The organism is Methanobrevibacter millerae (assembly GCF_900103415.1).
GTDB lineage: Archaea > Methanobacteriota > Methanobacteria > Methanobacteriales > Methanobacteriaceae > Methanocatella > Methanocatella millerae.
Map to the genome: position 1 here is coordinate 1 of NZ_FMXB01000009.1, position 16380 is coordinate 16380.

Here is a 16380-nt window from a genome sequence, read left to right on the forward strand (position 1 = left end):
TCCTTAACAATAAAAATCCTTGATAAATCTGACCAATTTTATTAATAAAAAAAAAATATTCCATCAAAAAATAATCAAAAAAAAATATCGTGATTAATCACTTTCCTACGATTATTTTATATAAACCAACGCCAAAAATGAAAAGTTAATTTGTATACTGAATGTTGATTCCTACTCAAATAATTAATCAAAATAATTCATATAATCAAAAACGTATTTAAACCGTTTATTACAAACGCATACCAATACTAACACATTATAAAAAAAAACACCCCCCCCATTGTGCAATTCATCCCCAACCTAGAAGATGTTGGGGTATTCTTGCAATATTATGATAAAAAAGAGAAAAAAATTATGAAGATATTTAGTCTACAATACCTTCACTAGTAATTTTAAATACACATTCACCTTCAGGCAAATGAGGGCTGTCCACTAAACGTGCAATTCTTTTACCTGCAAGACCTTTTTTAAGCCAGATCCTGTATGTGGAAGCGTGTCCCAATACATGTCCACCAATAGCCTTAGTAGGGCTTCCGAAGAATGAATCCGGTTTAGCCTGTACCTGATTGGTAAGGAATACAGCTACATTATAGGTATTGGCAATTTGTTGAAGTGAATGTAAATGCTGGTTTAATTTCTGTTGCCTTACAGCTAAAGACTCCCTTCCAACGTATTCTGCCCTGAAATGAGCCATTAATGAATCGACGATTACCAATCTAACATTTGTACCGGATTGGATAAGCTCATTAATTTTGTCAACCATTAATATTTGGTGAGCAGAGTTGAAAGCACGGGCTACGTGGATTTTCTGTAAGACTTCATCAACAGGCAATTCGAAAGCATTGGCAATTTGTTCAATCCTTTCAGGACGGAAAGTGTTTTCAGTATCAACGAATACACATTCACCATCAAGACCGCCTTGTTCAACAGGCAATTGAACGGTTACAGCCAATTCATGAGAAATCTGACTTTTACCTGATCCGAATTCACCGAATACTTCAGTAATAGCTTGAGTTTCGATTCCTCCAGCGATTAAGTCGTTGAATCCTTTGCTTCCAACAGATATGTGGCCAACTTCTTTTCTTCTTTCCAAAACATCGTAAGCAGTTTCAAAATCAATGTTTTCAGCTTTACGTGCAGCTTCAATTACCTTTTCAGCAACGCCTTCACCGATTTCTGCTTTAACTGATAATTCTTTAGGAGTGGCAGTAGCCAATCTCATCATATCTGCAAAACCTGCGTCTCTTAATTTTTCTGCTGTTTTTTCACCAACACTTGGTAAATCTTCTAATTCCACCATAATAATCCATCCTTAATCTAATAATATTTTTGTAAAATTTTTCTTGGGTTGAGTTTTCTAGTCTCATTATATTCATCATAACTAACGTTAGCAATAATTTCAACAGTTAAACCTTCTAAATCTTCAATTCTGCCATCTAAAGCTCCAGGATCATCACTGACAATGTTGACGATTTCATCTTTAGGCATTTCAAGGAGCTCTTCAACCAATTTATCGAAGAAAGTGAGGCCTATTTCATCAGTGTCATCCCTTATTGTTGCAGGAATCATTAATGTGACGTTTGCTTCTTCGAATTCGGAACCGCAATATTGGCAAGTGGTTTCGCCTTCGATTTCAGCGTCGCCTAAGGAGTTTCCGCAGTCAGGACATTTCCTCAGGAGCAAACGGTCCGGGTTTAAGTCTTCAAGGGTACCGGTTATGCGTACATTAACGTCATTGTCCTCAATCGCTTCAATGTCTTTTGGAACGTAAATGGCTTCCTTAAGTTCTTCATAAGAAGGAAGTTTCATTAATTCATCATCACTAGGTTTTACAATGGCTGTAGATCCTCCAACATTTAGGGTTAACTGGTCGTTGTATAAATCCACTCTAGGATTTTGAATTTTAATAGGTTCTCCAACATCAAATTCTCTTTTAGCATTTTCACCCCATAAAGAAACTCTAATGGCTTGAGAGTTGTCTGCAATTTCAATATTTCTGAGCAGGTATTTGCTGCCGTCATCTCTTTCCAGTTCACGAACATCAAAGACTTCAAATATTCTGCCTACAACGAAAACGTTTTCATCATATTCGTCCAATTCTGAAATTTCACGATATTCATAAATCATTTTTTCCAATGATTCGAATGAAGGCAGGAACTTGGCATCCTCTTCTGATAATTTAATTATCCTTGAAGAACCGCCTATATTTAAGCCGATGCTGTCCATTGTGAATTTTACTCTTGCGTTTTCAATGAGATATGCGGCTGAGACTTCAAGATCTTCCTGGGTCTTTTCGTCCCATAATGACAGCTGAATAACTTCAGTTCCGTCAGAGAACAATGCTGAGCGGACACGGCCTTCACTACCGTCATCTGCCCTTTCAAAAGTTCTGACGTCTCCTACAGACATTATTCTACCCATAACATCATAATCAACGTTTTCCTCATCGCTTAATGCGACCTGTTCGATTGAAACTGGCTGTAATTTTTCCTTAATGGCATCGAATGCGGTCAATTGCTCATCAGACAGGTTTTTAGGATTGACAGTTATCTGCGTTGAGAAATTGGTATTAATGGAATGACCTTCTGCGGTGTATTCATCATAAATTACGTTTCCGCCAATCAATTTGACGACATCTCCCTTATTAATATCTATATCCGCACTGTCTCCCCAAAGGGTAACTCTAATGGAGCCGGTGTCATCGGTTAAGTGGAAGTTTCTCAGCTGACCTTCACTTTGGTCTGATTTCCTGACGAACTTTTTAACATCCTGGATTTTAGTGACTACTCCGATGATGGATACGTCACTGTCATCCTCATCCAAATCGCCGATATCTGACAATTCAAAATCAAATTCAGGAACGTCATAGTCCCCCTTGATAATTCTTCCATCCCAGTGGGTCAGGGATTTTTCGCCGTTTCTTTCCCTTACCTGAGCCTGAAGAATCTTGACGGTATCTCCGTCGTTCAGTTCAAGGGACTTGATTAAGTCAACGTTGTTGTTCCATAAGGTATAAGAAATATTTCCGGAAGCATCCTGAAGTTCAAGTGAAGCTACCTTTCCATCCTTGCCGTTCTTATTATATGACCTGATTGCAGGGATTCTTGTAATTCTTGCTATAATATTTACTTTAGTATCGGCTTGAACTTCACTGATTGGAGTAATATCCTCGTGATATTCAGGATAATCGGCAGGGTCAGCGTCAGGTGCAAGTTTGAATACTGATCTTGGTCTCATTTGAGCTTCCAGACCGGAATATCCGTCCTTGATGTCAACTCCTGCGACCTGAACAATGTCTCCTTCGGAGATGTTTTTGAGATGCTTTATGTTTTCGGTCCATAATACTACACGTATCTTTCCGGTTTTGTCTTCAACTTCAACATTGCAGACCTTACCGGAGTTTCCTTTGCGTGTCTTGAATGATCTAGGATTGCTGATTGACGTTACAATTCCTGTAAATGATTTTTCCTTATCGCCGTCTTCAAGCAGACCAATGCTATCGCTTGAATATTCTTCCTTCTCGGTTAAAAGCTCGTTTTCCTTTTTGACGTATGATGCGATAATCTGATCAGCAAAGGTCTCTTCATTCATGAATGAAACTTCGGAATTTTCCCTTTTAAGCTGATTCATTTTTTCAAGGAATTCATCTTCGCTTAGAAACTCTTTGACCTGATTATATTTTTCCAAAAGTTCCTCTGTCATTACAACTTCTTCAAAAGAGGAATCATCATTATTTTCATCTGCATTATCTTCAGAATTTTCAGTTAATGAAATGTTTTCAGCACCGATATGATTTTTAACTACTTCAGCGGCTAAGTCCACTTCTTTAATAAAAGGCAAATCACTGAAGTTTGGGCGTATTTCTTCCATTTCAGCTAAAAATTCTTCTTCTGAGAGTAAATCTTTGACTTTATTATATTCTTCTAAAATTTCTTTATCCATACCAAACCCCTCATTGGAAAGTTAATTATTAATTTAAAATTATCAATATATAAACTCTTAGAAAGAGCGTGTGATAAGTAATCGGCAAAAATTAAAAGGATAAAAATCGCTTAAAATACAATTTTCGATTGAAAAATGTGGTGATTATTAATATGCATTAGGATTTTTCTTAACGATTGTTTTAATCATTATGCCTAAGTCCAAACCCATGTGCCAGTTTTCTACGTACTCGATATCATATTCTATACGTTTTCTGATAGAGGTATCTCCTCTGCAGCCATGGATTTGAGCCCATCCGGTTATGCCTGGCCTGACCTGATGCTTGACCATATACTTTGGAATTTCCTTTCTGAACTCATCGACAAAATAAGGCCTTTCGGGTCTTGGGCCGACAACGCTCATTTGACCTTTAAGCACATTGAAGAATTGAGGCAGCTCGTCAATACTGGTTTTTCTGATAATGTCTCCAACCCTTGTTTTTCTCGGATCGTCCCTTGTAGTCCATTCCGATACCTCGTCGCTTGCATTCTGGACTCTCATGCTTCTGAACTTGTACATTTCAAAGGGCTGTCCGTGATGGCCTATCCTTTCCTGTTTGAAGATGATAGGTCCTTTGGAAGTCAGCTTAATTGCAATGGCCGTTATCAGCATGATTGGAGAAGTTATGACGATTGCAATGATTGATATTATGTAGTCGGAAAGGTACTTTACAAACCTGTTGAACGAATCGTCCAAGGGAACATATCTTATATTAATAATCGGAATGTCCTCAATCATGTCCACTGACGGCTGAGCCGGGAAATATCTAATGTAGTCCGGAATGATTTCCGCCTTTATTCCAACACGTTCGCAGCTTTCCACAAGCTCGTCAATCTTATAATAATATTTCAATGGAATTGCAAGAACGACACGGTCAAAGCTGTTGTTTTCCAGAATATTATCAAGGTCCTTGAATGCGCCGATTATCTTACTTCCTTCAATTTCCATTCCAACACGATTACTTCTTCCTAAAAATCCACTAATATCAAAACCCAAATACGGATTGTTTCTGATTTTGCGTGCGAAGGTGAATGCCAAATCATTGTCCCCGACAATTAGAATATGCTTCAAGTTCCTATTGTCCGAACGAATCTTTTTAAGGAAGCTCCTTATGATAAATCTCTCGATTATTCCAAAGACCGTAGCGATGATTGCCAAAAGGAAAAGCATTATCCTTGAAAAGTCTGGCTGATTTAAAATAAATAATATAGCTACCAGCACGACAAACGCTACAACATTAACCTTTATTATTTGTGTAGCTTCAGAAAATATCGTTTTATAGGTTCTTCGAGGCTTATATAATCCAAAAGAGAAATAAAGTATTAAATAAACTGGAATTACGGCAAATACCAGGAACAATACATAATACTGAAGAGGCAGATGTCCTCCGATTGGCCCGAACAGGGTAGTTTTAAATCTCAATATCCATGAAACTATCAGGGATAGGACTATAACCACCGCATCAAGCAAAACCATTAATAGATTGAATTTTCTTTGATTTTCTTTTATCATACATTTACCACGAAAATTAGTTAATATAATGATATGAATTTTATTTAATATTTAATTTTTTGTTTTAAAAATATTTAAAAAAAGTTTCAAAATGCACAATACTGCAATCCCTAAATAAACAACACAATTCGTTAAAAAATTTGATTCATGTGCATGGTGTTTCTTATAATAGACATACATTGCCCTATAAAACTCATAAATAAGCTTTGGCCTCTGTTTTTTACTGCTTGCTCCCTTGAAATGAGTTATCTTATCCTTTCCATAATAAATTATTTTCCATCCGTCCTGCTTAATTCGGTAGCATAAGTCAATGTCCTCGCCGTACATGAAAAATGTCTCATCAAGCAATCCTATGCTATCTAGGACTTCCTTTCTCGCGAATATGAAAGCACCCGTTAGGCAATCAATCTCATAAACCCCATTATCATCCAGATCGTTCAGGTTATAATTGTCATCCTTGCTTTTGGTTGGAATATGGAACAATCTGAAAAATGAGTTCTTAACGTTTGGAAAGCTTCTTTTGCATGCCTTATCAAGGGAATTGTCTTCCAGAAGCACCTGGCATCCGCAAGCCCCAACATCCAGATTAGACTCCATATAATCATAAATATCCATTAAAGTGTTTTCCCAAACTACCGTGTCAGAATTTAAAAGCAGAACGTACTTTGATTCAACAGTCCTTAATGCAAGGTTGTTTCCTGCAGCAAAACCTTTATTTTTTTCAGCCGGGATGAATTTTACCTTCTCATTAAAATATTGCCTTAACCTTGATAAACTGTCGTCCGGAGAAGCATTATCCACTACGATAATTTCAACACTGAACGGATAGTAATACTTTAAAACCGATTCGACAGTATTTTTTGTTAATTCAAACGTCCCATAATTAACTATAACGATAGATAAGTCCATGATAATTCACTTTTTCAAGAATTTTAATGCATTAATGATTAATTTGTACTCTAGCCGAAAATAATTTTTCAGGTTTGATTTTTTGAAATTAACCTTTTCAAGATTGGATCTTGTATTGAGGCCTTCCTTTATTCCTTCCATGTAAAGGGAACCGAATCCTTTCCTTGAAAAGAAAACGTATTTGATGAAAAATCCTATGAATAGAAATATGAAATTTATAATCTTAAAGGGAATAGGAATGTTTTTGTAAACCGTCCAGACGTTGTTTCGGGCAGCGATTTTTACCTTAAACTCGTTGTACCTGCTGCCGCTTGTTGCACTTCCGATATGATAAACAATGGCGTCGGGACACAACAAATTTTTATAGCCGTTAATCTGTGCCCTGATTGCCAAGTCAACGTCTTCCATGTAAGCGAAATAATTGTCATCGAAAAGGCCTATTTTTTCCAATAGCTGCTTTTTGTATAATGCCGCTCCGGCACAGCTTGAAAATATTTCAAAAACTTCATTGAAGTTGCCTGAAGGCTGGTTTTCGCCGATTTTTTTAGTCCATGCAAGTATATTATACTCATCGCCCGCATCGTCTATTAATTTTCTGTTGTCTGATTGAAGCATCTTTGACTGAACGGAAAAAACCTTTTCATCTTCAATTAAATCAAGCATTGCCTTAATTGAGCCTTTTTCGATTTCAGTGTCATTGTTTAGGGAGAATATATAATCGAATTTTGCCTTTAAAATACCCTGATTTACTGCAGGAGCAAAACCCCTATTCTCATCGTTTTTGATTACGACAACAGGAAAATTGAAGCTGTTGCTTTCAATATAATCCAGACTGGAATCATCGGATCCGTTGTCGACTATTATCACTTCCCCAATGCATTCACTGTCTTCGTTGAGCGATTTAAAATAATTCTTGAGAAATTCCGCCCCATTGTAATTTGGCGTTACTACTGAAACCTTCATATTAATCTATAGAATTTTTAAATTTTTTCCACATTTTATAATATAGTTTTGGATTTAATAAAAATAACCTAATTTTAAGGGCAAATTTTTTATCCCCCTTGAACTGAGCCAGTTTATCGAATAAATCCAGTTCCTTCATTTTCTCCATTACCTCGTCAAAATCGTAATCCTTATAGAAGAAATAGTTCATGTTTCCAAAAATGGCTTTTGGAATTCTGGACGTGTGTATTAATCCGGCCAAATCATCCTGATTGTTTTTTTCGAAAAATTTAGCCAAATCCTCCAAAACAGGAATGTAATCGAAACGCTTAAGCTTGGATGTGCTTATTAATGACTCCTCATGCTGAATGTAATAATAGGTTATCTCATTGCTTATTCCCATGTTGTTACCTAAACTCAGCGCCTTAAGGGCAAAATCCGTGTCTTCACCGTAGCTAACGTCTATTCGGAATTTAAGGCCGTTTTCAACTATAATGCTTCTTTTGTATGATAGCTGAACGAAATTGAATGGTATCTTCATTTCAAGCTCCTGGGCAATGAAATCCCTGGTTGCGATCTCGCTTACATCATAAAAATGTGGAGTTGTAACATCATCATTTTCCTTTTTAACCATCTGAATCAGGTTAAAGTCATGATCCGGATTGTAGAGCTCGGATAAATGGCTCGTCAAAATATAGTCGTCCCCATCAACGAAAACTATATATTCGCCGTTGGACTCATCGATTGCCCTGTTTCTGGCTGAACTAACGCCACCGTTTTCCTGATGGATGATTTTGTGAGGGACTCCTGAACTTGACAGCTTATCTTCAGCAATTTTTAAGGTGTCATCCGTTGATCCGTCATCCACCACAATCACTTCAAACGAATCGAAATTCTGATTGATGATGGAATCCAGTGCCGTGGATATATATTCGGCCTCATTGAAAACCGGAACTATAACGCTCATCTTGAAATTATCCATTTTGCCCACCTTCATTTAAAACAAAATCAACTACCCTTTTGGATGCTTCACCGTCCATTGCATCAAATTGGGTTTTAACAAATGCCTGTAAATTTGAAGTGTCAACGCCTTCTTTAACGACATTAATTAACTCGTCGGTATCATAAACTATAGGCCCCGGAAGATCATTTCTGTAATCCAGGTAAAATCCACGTTCATTTGCCAAATAATTATCCAAATCATATGCAAAAAATATTATAGGCTTGTTTAAAAGTGCGAATTCTATCATTATTGATGAATAATCCGTTATCAACATGTCAGATATTAACATTAGTTCCTGTTCATTTTTATAGTCGCTGCAGTCGACATATCCCGAAGCGGCCGAAATATCATCGCCGTAAAACTTCCTGATTTTTGGATGAAGCCTTAAAAGCAGAGTATAGTCATCTGAGAGTTCCTCATTGAACCTGTTAATGTCAAGATAATTGAATACGTTGTTGAACTCACTCGTTTCCCTGAAAGTTGGAGCGTACAAGATTATTTTCTTATCGGGATTCAAATCATACTTTTTTATTAAATCCCCTTTCAGCTTTGAAATGTCATGGTCTTTAAAGTAATAGTCAGCTCTCGGAAGCCCCAATGGCCTTATTTTTGATTTATCTATCTGAAATGCTTCTGCATAATAGTCCTCAATATGTCTGGAAGTGATAATCAGATAATCAGTGTTGTCTGATATTAACTTGAGCATTGAAGCGTTTTCAACACTTCCGCCGAATTTCTTAAAGGCGCCGGGAGCGTGCCACAGCTGAATAACCTCGCTTTCATCCTTAAAGTTCATGAAAGCGAATGGAAAGAAATTGTCGTTTAAAAAAATGTATTTTGAAGTTGCAAGCTTCTTGAAGGAATTTAAAGAGATTTTATCCTTATAATAAAAGTTATACTCGTAATCTCCTCTCTTTTCGAATTCTTTTTTAATATATTCCAGATTGCCGCTGAAGGATTCGTTGGAATCGATTATGAATGAAACTGACCTGTCATTAATAGGGAATTTGGTGAACAGATTGAATAATTTTCCAAATACTTTGTGCTTAAAAAACATTTTATATTATCTCCTGTTTCTTGAAAAGGTTTCACTCAGCAGCCCTAAAATTCCTCTGTATCGCCTGATGGCATTCAGATTCTTAACGGTTTTTTCGTAATTGTCTTCGAGAATCGGTTTGGTCAAGGTCGAATAAATCCTTTCATTAAAGCCCGGCAAAACCTCAACATCCTTTTTCAGAAGCTCATTTACAGACTTTATCAACTCCAGTTTTTCATCCTTGTTGACGTCACTCAATATCAGGCTGGTTATCCAGTATACGAAGTGCTTATTGAAAATTTCTGTGTAATATTCGGATAAATCTGCCTCCGTTATGAAATCATCTATTTTCCAGTAACCTTCAACCATTTTTCCCAGATATTTCATATTCCTGATGTGGATGGTTGACTTATCCCCTTCGATGTTACGAATGAAGTAATTATAGCTGTAAAAATCATCCAGATAAACTGTGCATTTTGACTTGACCACTGACTTGATATAGAAGTACATGTCCTCCGCAAGCATCGCTTCAAGAAACCTGATGTCATTGTCAACTAGAAACTGTCTTCTGAATAGCTTGCACCAGATGGCGGGATCTATATCCAATAAACGCAAATCTTCGGTGAAATCCTTGACAACAATATTTTCTCCGTTGAAAGAGGTTTGAACCCTTACTTTATTTTCCGGATAGATTTTAAAATAATTTGTGATTGCAACATCGGCATCTTCCTTTTTTGCGGCCTCATACATTACTTCAAAGGCGTTTGGAACGTAGGTATCGTCATGGTCTGAAAAAACAACGTATTCTGCCTGTGACAGAGATAATCCGATATTGCGTCCCCTGCCCGGAAATCCGTCATTATCATCCAATAAGACTGAGGTGACGTTGCTGAATTTTTCATCGAATAGTTCAAGCAGATATAACGTATACTCATCAGTAGAATTGTCATCGACGAAAATAACCTGTATATTTTCAAAACCGATGCTCTGATACATCATTGAATCGAATAGCGTATTTAGGAATAAACCTGAATTATATGTCGGAACTACAACGCTTACCTTATATTTATCCATATTATCTTGCCAATTTGTTTTTTATTCTGGAAAATATGCCTCTGTCATTCATATTTCCTTGGGTTTTAGCCAATCTGTTTGATTCTGTAACGGCCTCATCAAAGCTTTTATTCAATATTAATTTAACCAGCTTGTCGTATCTGTTTTTGAAATAGGGATCCTTTGAATAATATTTGTCAAATATATCCCATGACCTGATGAACAATTCCTTTTTGTCCTCATCGCTTAGCTTGGATAAGACTATAGTGTAGAGCCATGACGTGAGATGGCTTTTAAAGATTGTCTTGCCGTATGAGGTCTCGTTTAAATCCACAAGCATTTCATCAATCCTGTAGTAACCGTTCAGAATTGCTTCGATATATTTCCTGTTTCTTACATGAATCGTTGACTTGTCATGCTTGCTATCTCTTATTTTGTAATTATAAGAATAAAAATCATTAAGATAAATTATTCCGTTAGCCTTCAGGCATGAATAGGTTGCAACATAAACGTCTTCAGCCAGCATGCCTTCCAAAAACCTTATGCCGTTTTCAATGAGGAATTCCTTTCTGAAGAGTCTTGTCCAAATGGCTGCAGGAACTCTCAGAAGGTTTTCATCCTCTGAAATGTCTGAAACCATAATTTCACCCGCATCCTTATATATTGACTTGAATGGAATGCTTTTGTCCGTAAATACCTGATTGAAGTTTGAAATCAGTGTGTCGTTGTCCGCAATCTTATCGAGCATTACCTCAAAAGCTTTGGGCGTGTATGTGTCGTCGTGGTCTGAAAATATTACGTAATCTGCGCTCGCCATATCAAGGCCCGTGTTTCTTCCCGTTCCAGGAAATCCAGAGTTTTTATCCAGAAACACTGATTTTACGTTTTCATATGATTCGTCCAATTCCCTTAATAGCTCCAATGTGGCCTCATCTGTGGACTTGTCATCGACAAAAATGACTTCGATGTTTTCAAAGCCCAGGCTTTGGGATTTTATTGAATCGAGAAATTCGTTCAGGTAATCTCCTGTGTTATATGTAGAAATGACTACTGTTATCTTATAATCGGACATTTTAATCTGTTAATTTATTGTATAAATTAATGTATTCACCACACATTTCGTCTACGTCTTTAAATTCGATATTGGATATATTTGAAAGCTTGTTTTGATAATCGTTTTGATTGATATCAATGATTAACTTATATACACTATCAACATTGGTGCAGTCGGCCAGCCATCCCCCTCCGCTTGAAGCGATTCTTTGACTTAATGCGCCCAGATTGCTTGCAACGACCGGAAGGCCTGCCATCCATGATTCCGTTAATGTGTATGAATAGGTTTCAGGACATGTTGATAGTATCAATGAGAATGAAGGCTTTATTTGGCTGACCAGATTGTTGAAATCACTTCTTTCATATTTTCCATGGTTTATACCATAGCTGTTAAGGTTTGGAATCGTTGTTCCAAGAAAATGCAGCTCCAGGTTATTTTTCCTGTCCATTTCCTTAAGTTCTTTTATTAAAAGAGAGCCTTTATGCGGAGATACATGGCCGGGAACAAGAATCCTGATTGGATTTGAAGTCAGCTCGGGAGTGAAGCCGGATTTGTTAATGTGCACGCCGTGCTCGATGACCTTGAAATTATCCAGATCAGGGAAAATCTCATGATAAATGTCGATTACGCTTTGGGTAGGGGCGATGTTTGCACATGACTTTGTTAACACCATTTCAGTTAATTTACGCCATTCATTAAGTATTTTATCGTTAGTTAAGCTTTCATCCTTTGAAATGCCACCGCATCCATCGCATTTGAAATTGCAGTATTGACAATTGCCATCGACTAAATGAATAGATGGGCAAATATAATAGAAGTCATGTAGATTAACCAAAAATGGAATTGATTTTTCATCGATGTGTTTAATTAAATCGAAACTATGATTAATTAAATGATTAATATGAACCAAAGTTATGTCTAATTTTGAAAGGATGTTTGAGTAAATGATAGCCAAATCCTGACTGAAAAACAGCTCGTCAAAATTGCCATCGGTGATGACATTTCCGTCGTTGTCTATTATGGAATAATCCGTATCGAAGCCAACATTATAGTTTGCAATCTTTTCGAGATGGTCCATAACCTTCCACAGTTCAACGTCCTCGCCGTCTGAAGTCAATATGAAGGTGCTGTAGTCATCCGGAAGGTGATCGATAATATCCATGTTGAAAAAGCCCGTCCCGCCGATTGTTCCTATCTTTTCGTGAAGTACAAAGAGAATATTTTTAGTGTTTTCATCGCAATACTCGCTTAAATCCCTGTTTTCAACTTTATATAGTCTGTTTTCCTTCATTCCATATAATGCGTAATGGGCTAAAGGATTGATGTTAACGTCACTGTAATGATTCTTGTAAAAAACGCCGTCAAAGGTGTCGTTTGGCTTTTTTCCTTCCCCAAATCCGAAAAAAAGGTAATGAAGCAAAGGGTCCATTTTGGAGGATTTGACTTTGGGATACTTTTTCAAGTAAAAGTCGTCGTCAAACAAATTATTTTCACGGATGGCGTCGTAAGCATCCATAATTTCTTGAGCATATTTTTTATCCTTGATTTTATAGGAAATATACTTTTTTGGAAATTTGGCAAACAGTTTATTTTTAAAACTCATAATCATCCAATATTATTTTTTCAAGCTTTTCTAAGAATTCCTCGGCGAAATCATTTTCTATAACGATACTGTGCAAGGAATTTGATTCCTGCCCATTAAATGAAACTGAAATATCATAATCATCCGTTTTCAAATCGGAATCGTTTACTATGACCTTTACGATATCATCACGAGAAATGATATTGTTCAAGTCGTATTTGTCGGTAAATGAAATCAGAATGTCGGAAGAGTTTCCTATGTAGTTGTTTTCCATATCCGCTATCAATTCAACAGTAAAGTCATGTTCGTTGAATTTTTTTGAAATGTCTGAAATTAATTCTTTATTGGAAGAACCTTTCTCATCGATAATCGTTATTTTAAGATGCTTTTCAGTGAAAAAGCCTGTGGAGTGAAGCTTATCAAGAAGCATTTCCCTGGAGAGGTACTGACCCCATTTGTTCCAGAAGACTTCATAGTTATGCTTATCATTTTCAAAATAGCTTTCGCTTTTAACTCTGGTACTTGATTCATGATGGAACAATAATGCGTTTCCGGCCAATAAAATCCTGCAGCCTTTTTTGTGCAGCTTCAGGCAGAAATCAACGTCTTCAAGTCCGTAAACGTAGTCTTCATCCAGGCCGTTAAGCTCATCGAATACTTTTTTGTCTATCAGGTTAACGGCTCCCGTTACCGCAACGCACCGTTTATTGCAGGTCAGTAAAGAATCGAATATATCCAACCTTGAATCTGACTTGTTGATTGCATACAAACAGCATGGAGACATCCTTTCAGCGAAAATATCACCGCTGTGCTGTATTTTATATGATAAATGTCTGTTTGAATTGAAATAATAAGGGAAAACAAGTTTAGCTCCTACGGAAGCCACATCGTCATTGTAATACATCGTTCCTACTAATTCGTTTAACCAGCCGTATGTAGGCTCGATGTCATTATTCAGCAAAAGCAGATATCGGCCGTTGGCTATTTTGGCTGCGTCATTGTTTCCTTTTGAAAAGCTGACGTTAATGTCGTTTTCGATAATTCGAATTGGCAAGTCCAGGGATTTAAGATAGCTGACGGAGTCGTCCGTGGATGCATTGTCGACCACTATGATTTCGTAGTTTGAATAATTGGTTTTATCATCAAAATCCTTGAATAAACGTCTTAAATGGCCGATTCCGTTTCTGTTTAGGATAATGATTGATACCAAAGGTTCCTCATCGAACTCGTAATTGGATAAAAATGCAAGGTTGGTTTCGCAAATCTCCTTTTTTCTTCGGACACAGTAAGCAGGCTGGTAATATCTGCCTTCTTTCTTGCCGTAGGCAACGTAATGCAGTACGGGATTGACTCCTGAATATCCAACGTCATTGTATGCCCTTAAATAGGAGTCCGTATCAAATTCCAGTGAAGGCAATTTGCCCTGCTTATGACCTTTTGATAAGTAATGAGTTAATTCGTCTCCTGAAACGTCACTGTATGTATTTGAGTAGAATTCAGCGTCGAACAATCCTGATTTGACGATTTCATCATAATATTTGCGGTGCATTATGGAAGACTTGTAATCAAATTTGGAGGAAGACAGCAATTTAAAAATATTTTTTCCCATTCAATCACCCTTGTTTTTCATGCTTCGGAGTTTACTGGTCAATTTCCAGGATGTTGAATTTTGAATGTCCGTAATTTGCCTGTCCCAGTGATTTCTGATTTGGTTTAAAGCCTCGGCCTCATCCCTTAGCGCATCGATATCATTGAAAAGCAAAGTGATTTCCTCTTTTGAGAGAGTATTTTTCTCCTGAATATTGCCTTCCAGGGACTTAATCAGATTTCTGCTTGTAATGTAGTCTTCCAGTTCGACGTTATGATGATATTCGCCTTCCTTGGTCCAGTATTCATTAATCCAATAGTATACAGGCGCAACTGAAGGATGGAAATTGTTCTTCCACATCAGATATGAAAAGCTCAGCTGATCCTGGTTTGTAAATATGATAATCTCCTTCCACCACTGATCCATTAATGAAACGATTTCGGGATCATCATGCTTTCTGAACAGCGCTCCAAGCACAGGCAGTCCGTAATGAAGGGGCATTCCCTCATTTCTGTACTTTTCAACCTGCTTTGACATTGTGTAATTAGAATAGCGGGGAAAATGCATTGACGCAGCCGCTTCGTCAAATATGCAGTCACGTTCCGGATGGACAACTGTCAGCATGGAGGAGTTGATGTATTTAGAGACATATTCGCGAATGCTTCCCTTGATTTTGAAGGTTCCGTCAAGCCAGAAGCTGTACTTGAAATCCGGGAAATACCTGTTTGGAAAGACTTTGTATTGCTTTGCTATCCTGTTGTCGTCCAATGTGGAATCTTCCATCTGAATAATTTCCCAAGTGTCAGACTTTAAATCGGGATTTTGAGTGAAACACACATATCTTGCATCCTTGTCGATGAATTCCGGTTCTTTAAGGGAATCGTAATCGCCCGTGAATGCCGTGTATATGACAAGCTCATTATTTTCAATGTCATTAATCAGTTCTTCATCAACTTCAAGCGTAGGCTGAAACAAGTCGCTTAAAATGAAACTGTTAACATTAGATTCATATCTAGTTCTTATTACTTCATAGGGATCCACATTTTCATTCATAAAAATCAGCAAAACAAATTATAATTTAATATTTAATATCTTTTTGATATTAATTAAATATATCTAAAAAATAAGTCAGATTAGAAAAGGGAAATACTTTTCTAAAAAGAATTCTAATGGAAAAATGACATTATTCCAGGAATTGATTGAATCATTGCCTGAAGACCTAAAATGAATATGGCAAGTCCACCTATGAAATTAATGTGACGTGCATATTTAATAGCAGCCTTTGTACCCATGGTACCTATTAAAAGCCAGCAGAAAACAGCTATAAAACTTAAACATGCCAAACCTACAGGATTGACACCGGCGCCTACTCCCTGAGCGGCTAAAATAAGATTTTCAATGTTTCCAAAAACAATCAATCCTATGAATTGCTTCAGTTCGCTGCCCATTTTATTCACCCCTAATGGATTCAAGCATCGCCTGAGCGCCTAAAACAAAAATAATCAATCCACCGGCAAAATCAATAAAATCCACATATGGCAAAGCAATTTGAGTTCCAAAGGTTCCGATAGTTAACCACATAGCCACTGCTAAAAAACTTGCAATTCCCAATTTCACTGGATTAACACCAGCCACAACCCCTTGCGAGGATAAAACTAAATTTTCAATATTTCCGAATATTATCAATCCAACAAACGGCAAATATTCCTCCAACATCAAA

Annotated in this window: 14 protein-coding genes; all 14 read right to left on the reverse strand. The window is 37.0% G+C overall.

Annotated features, from left to right (window positions below; genetic code table 11):
• Positions 1 to 364 precede the first annotated feature (364 nt).
• The 14 genes from radA to F3G70_RS06260 all read right to left on the reverse strand — a co-directional run bounded on the left by radA (position 365) and on the right by F3G70_RS06260 (position 16376).
• Positions 365 to 1300 carry a DNA repair and recombination protein RadA gene (gene radA / locus F3G70_RS06195; RefSeq protein ID WP_149731834.1) on the reverse strand — a complete coding sequence of 312 codons (936 nt, stop codon included), beginning with the start codon at positions 1298 to 1300 and terminating at the stop codon, positions 365 to 367.
• 17 nt (positions 1301 to 1317) lie between these two features.
• Positions 1318 to 3942 (reverse strand): OB-fold nucleic acid binding domain-containing protein, encoded by a 2625-nt coding sequence (locus F3G70_RS06200; RefSeq protein ID WP_223166022.1) that lies wholly within the window; start codon positions 3940 to 3942, stop codon positions 1318 to 1320.
• Positions 3943 to 4089: 147 nt separating this feature from the next.
• Positions 4090 to 5493 (reverse strand): undecaprenyl-phosphate glucose phosphotransferase, encoded by a 1404-nt coding sequence (locus F3G70_RS06205; RefSeq protein ID WP_149731835.1) that lies wholly within the window; start codon positions 5491 to 5493, stop codon positions 4090 to 4092.
• 51 nt (positions 5494 to 5544) lie between these two features.
• Entirely contained in the window at positions 5545 to 6402 is an 858-nt protein-coding gene (locus F3G70_RS06210; RefSeq protein ID WP_149731836.1) for a glycosyltransferase family 2 protein, read from the reverse strand.
• A 6-nt stretch (positions 6403 to 6408) separates the two neighbouring features.
• Positions 6409 to 7365, reverse strand: coding sequence for a glycosyltransferase family 2 protein (locus tag F3G70_RS06215; RefSeq protein ID WP_149731837.1), 957 nt, complete (start codon positions 7363 to 7365; stop codon positions 6409 to 6411).
• Between the two features lies 1 nt (position 7366).
• Positions 7367 to 8326 (reverse strand): glycosyltransferase family 2 protein, encoded by a 960-nt coding sequence (locus F3G70_RS06220; RefSeq protein WP_149731838.1) that lies wholly within the window; start codon positions 8324 to 8326, stop codon positions 7367 to 7369.
• Positions 8319 to 9404: a CDP-glycerol glycerophosphotransferase family protein gene (locus F3G70_RS06225; protein ID WP_149731839.1), complete on the reverse strand. Its 1086-nt coding sequence runs from the start codon at positions 9402 to 9404 to the stop codon at positions 8319 to 8321. Before F3G70_RS06225 ends, F3G70_RS06220 begins: the two co-directional genes overlap by 8 nt.
• Before the next feature lie 6 nt (positions 9405 to 9410).
• Positions 9411 to 10457, reverse strand: coding sequence for a glycosyltransferase family 2 protein (locus F3G70_RS06230; protein WP_149731840.1), 1047 nt, complete (start codon positions 10455 to 10457; stop codon positions 9411 to 9413).
• Position 10458: 1 nt separating this feature from the next.
• Entirely contained in the window at positions 10459 to 11508 is a 1050-nt protein-coding gene (locus F3G70_RS06235) for a glycosyltransferase family 2 protein (protein ID WP_149731841.1), read from the reverse strand.
• A gap of 1 nt (position 11509) precedes the next feature.
• Entirely contained in the window at positions 11510 to 13093 is a 1584-nt protein-coding gene (locus F3G70_RS06240; protein ID WP_149731842.1) for a glycosyltransferase family 4 protein, read from the reverse strand.
• Positions 13083 to 14681 carry a glycosyltransferase family 2 protein gene (locus F3G70_RS06245; protein WP_149731843.1) on the reverse strand — a complete coding sequence of 533 codons (1599 nt, stop codon included), beginning with the start codon at positions 14679 to 14681 and terminating at the stop codon, positions 13083 to 13085. The genes F3G70_RS06240 and F3G70_RS06245 overlap by 11 nt, the downstream gene beginning before the upstream one ends.
• Entirely contained in the window at positions 14682 to 15713 is a 1032-nt protein-coding gene (locus tag F3G70_RS06250; protein ID WP_149731844.1) for a glycosyltransferase domain-containing protein, read from the reverse strand.
• A 113-nt stretch (positions 15714 to 15826) separates the two neighbouring features.
• Complete coding sequence (locus F3G70_RS06255; protein ID WP_149731845.1) at positions 15827 to 16108, reverse strand: hypothetical protein; 282 nt, start codon at positions 16106 to 16108, stop codon at positions 15827 to 15829.
• A 1-nt stretch (position 16109) separates the two neighbouring features.
• A complete protein-coding gene (locus tag F3G70_RS06260; RefSeq protein ID WP_149731846.1) occupies positions 16110 to 16376 on the reverse strand; it encodes a hypothetical protein in 267 nt (88 codons plus the stop codon).
• Positions 16377 to 16380: the final 4 nt, after the last annotated feature.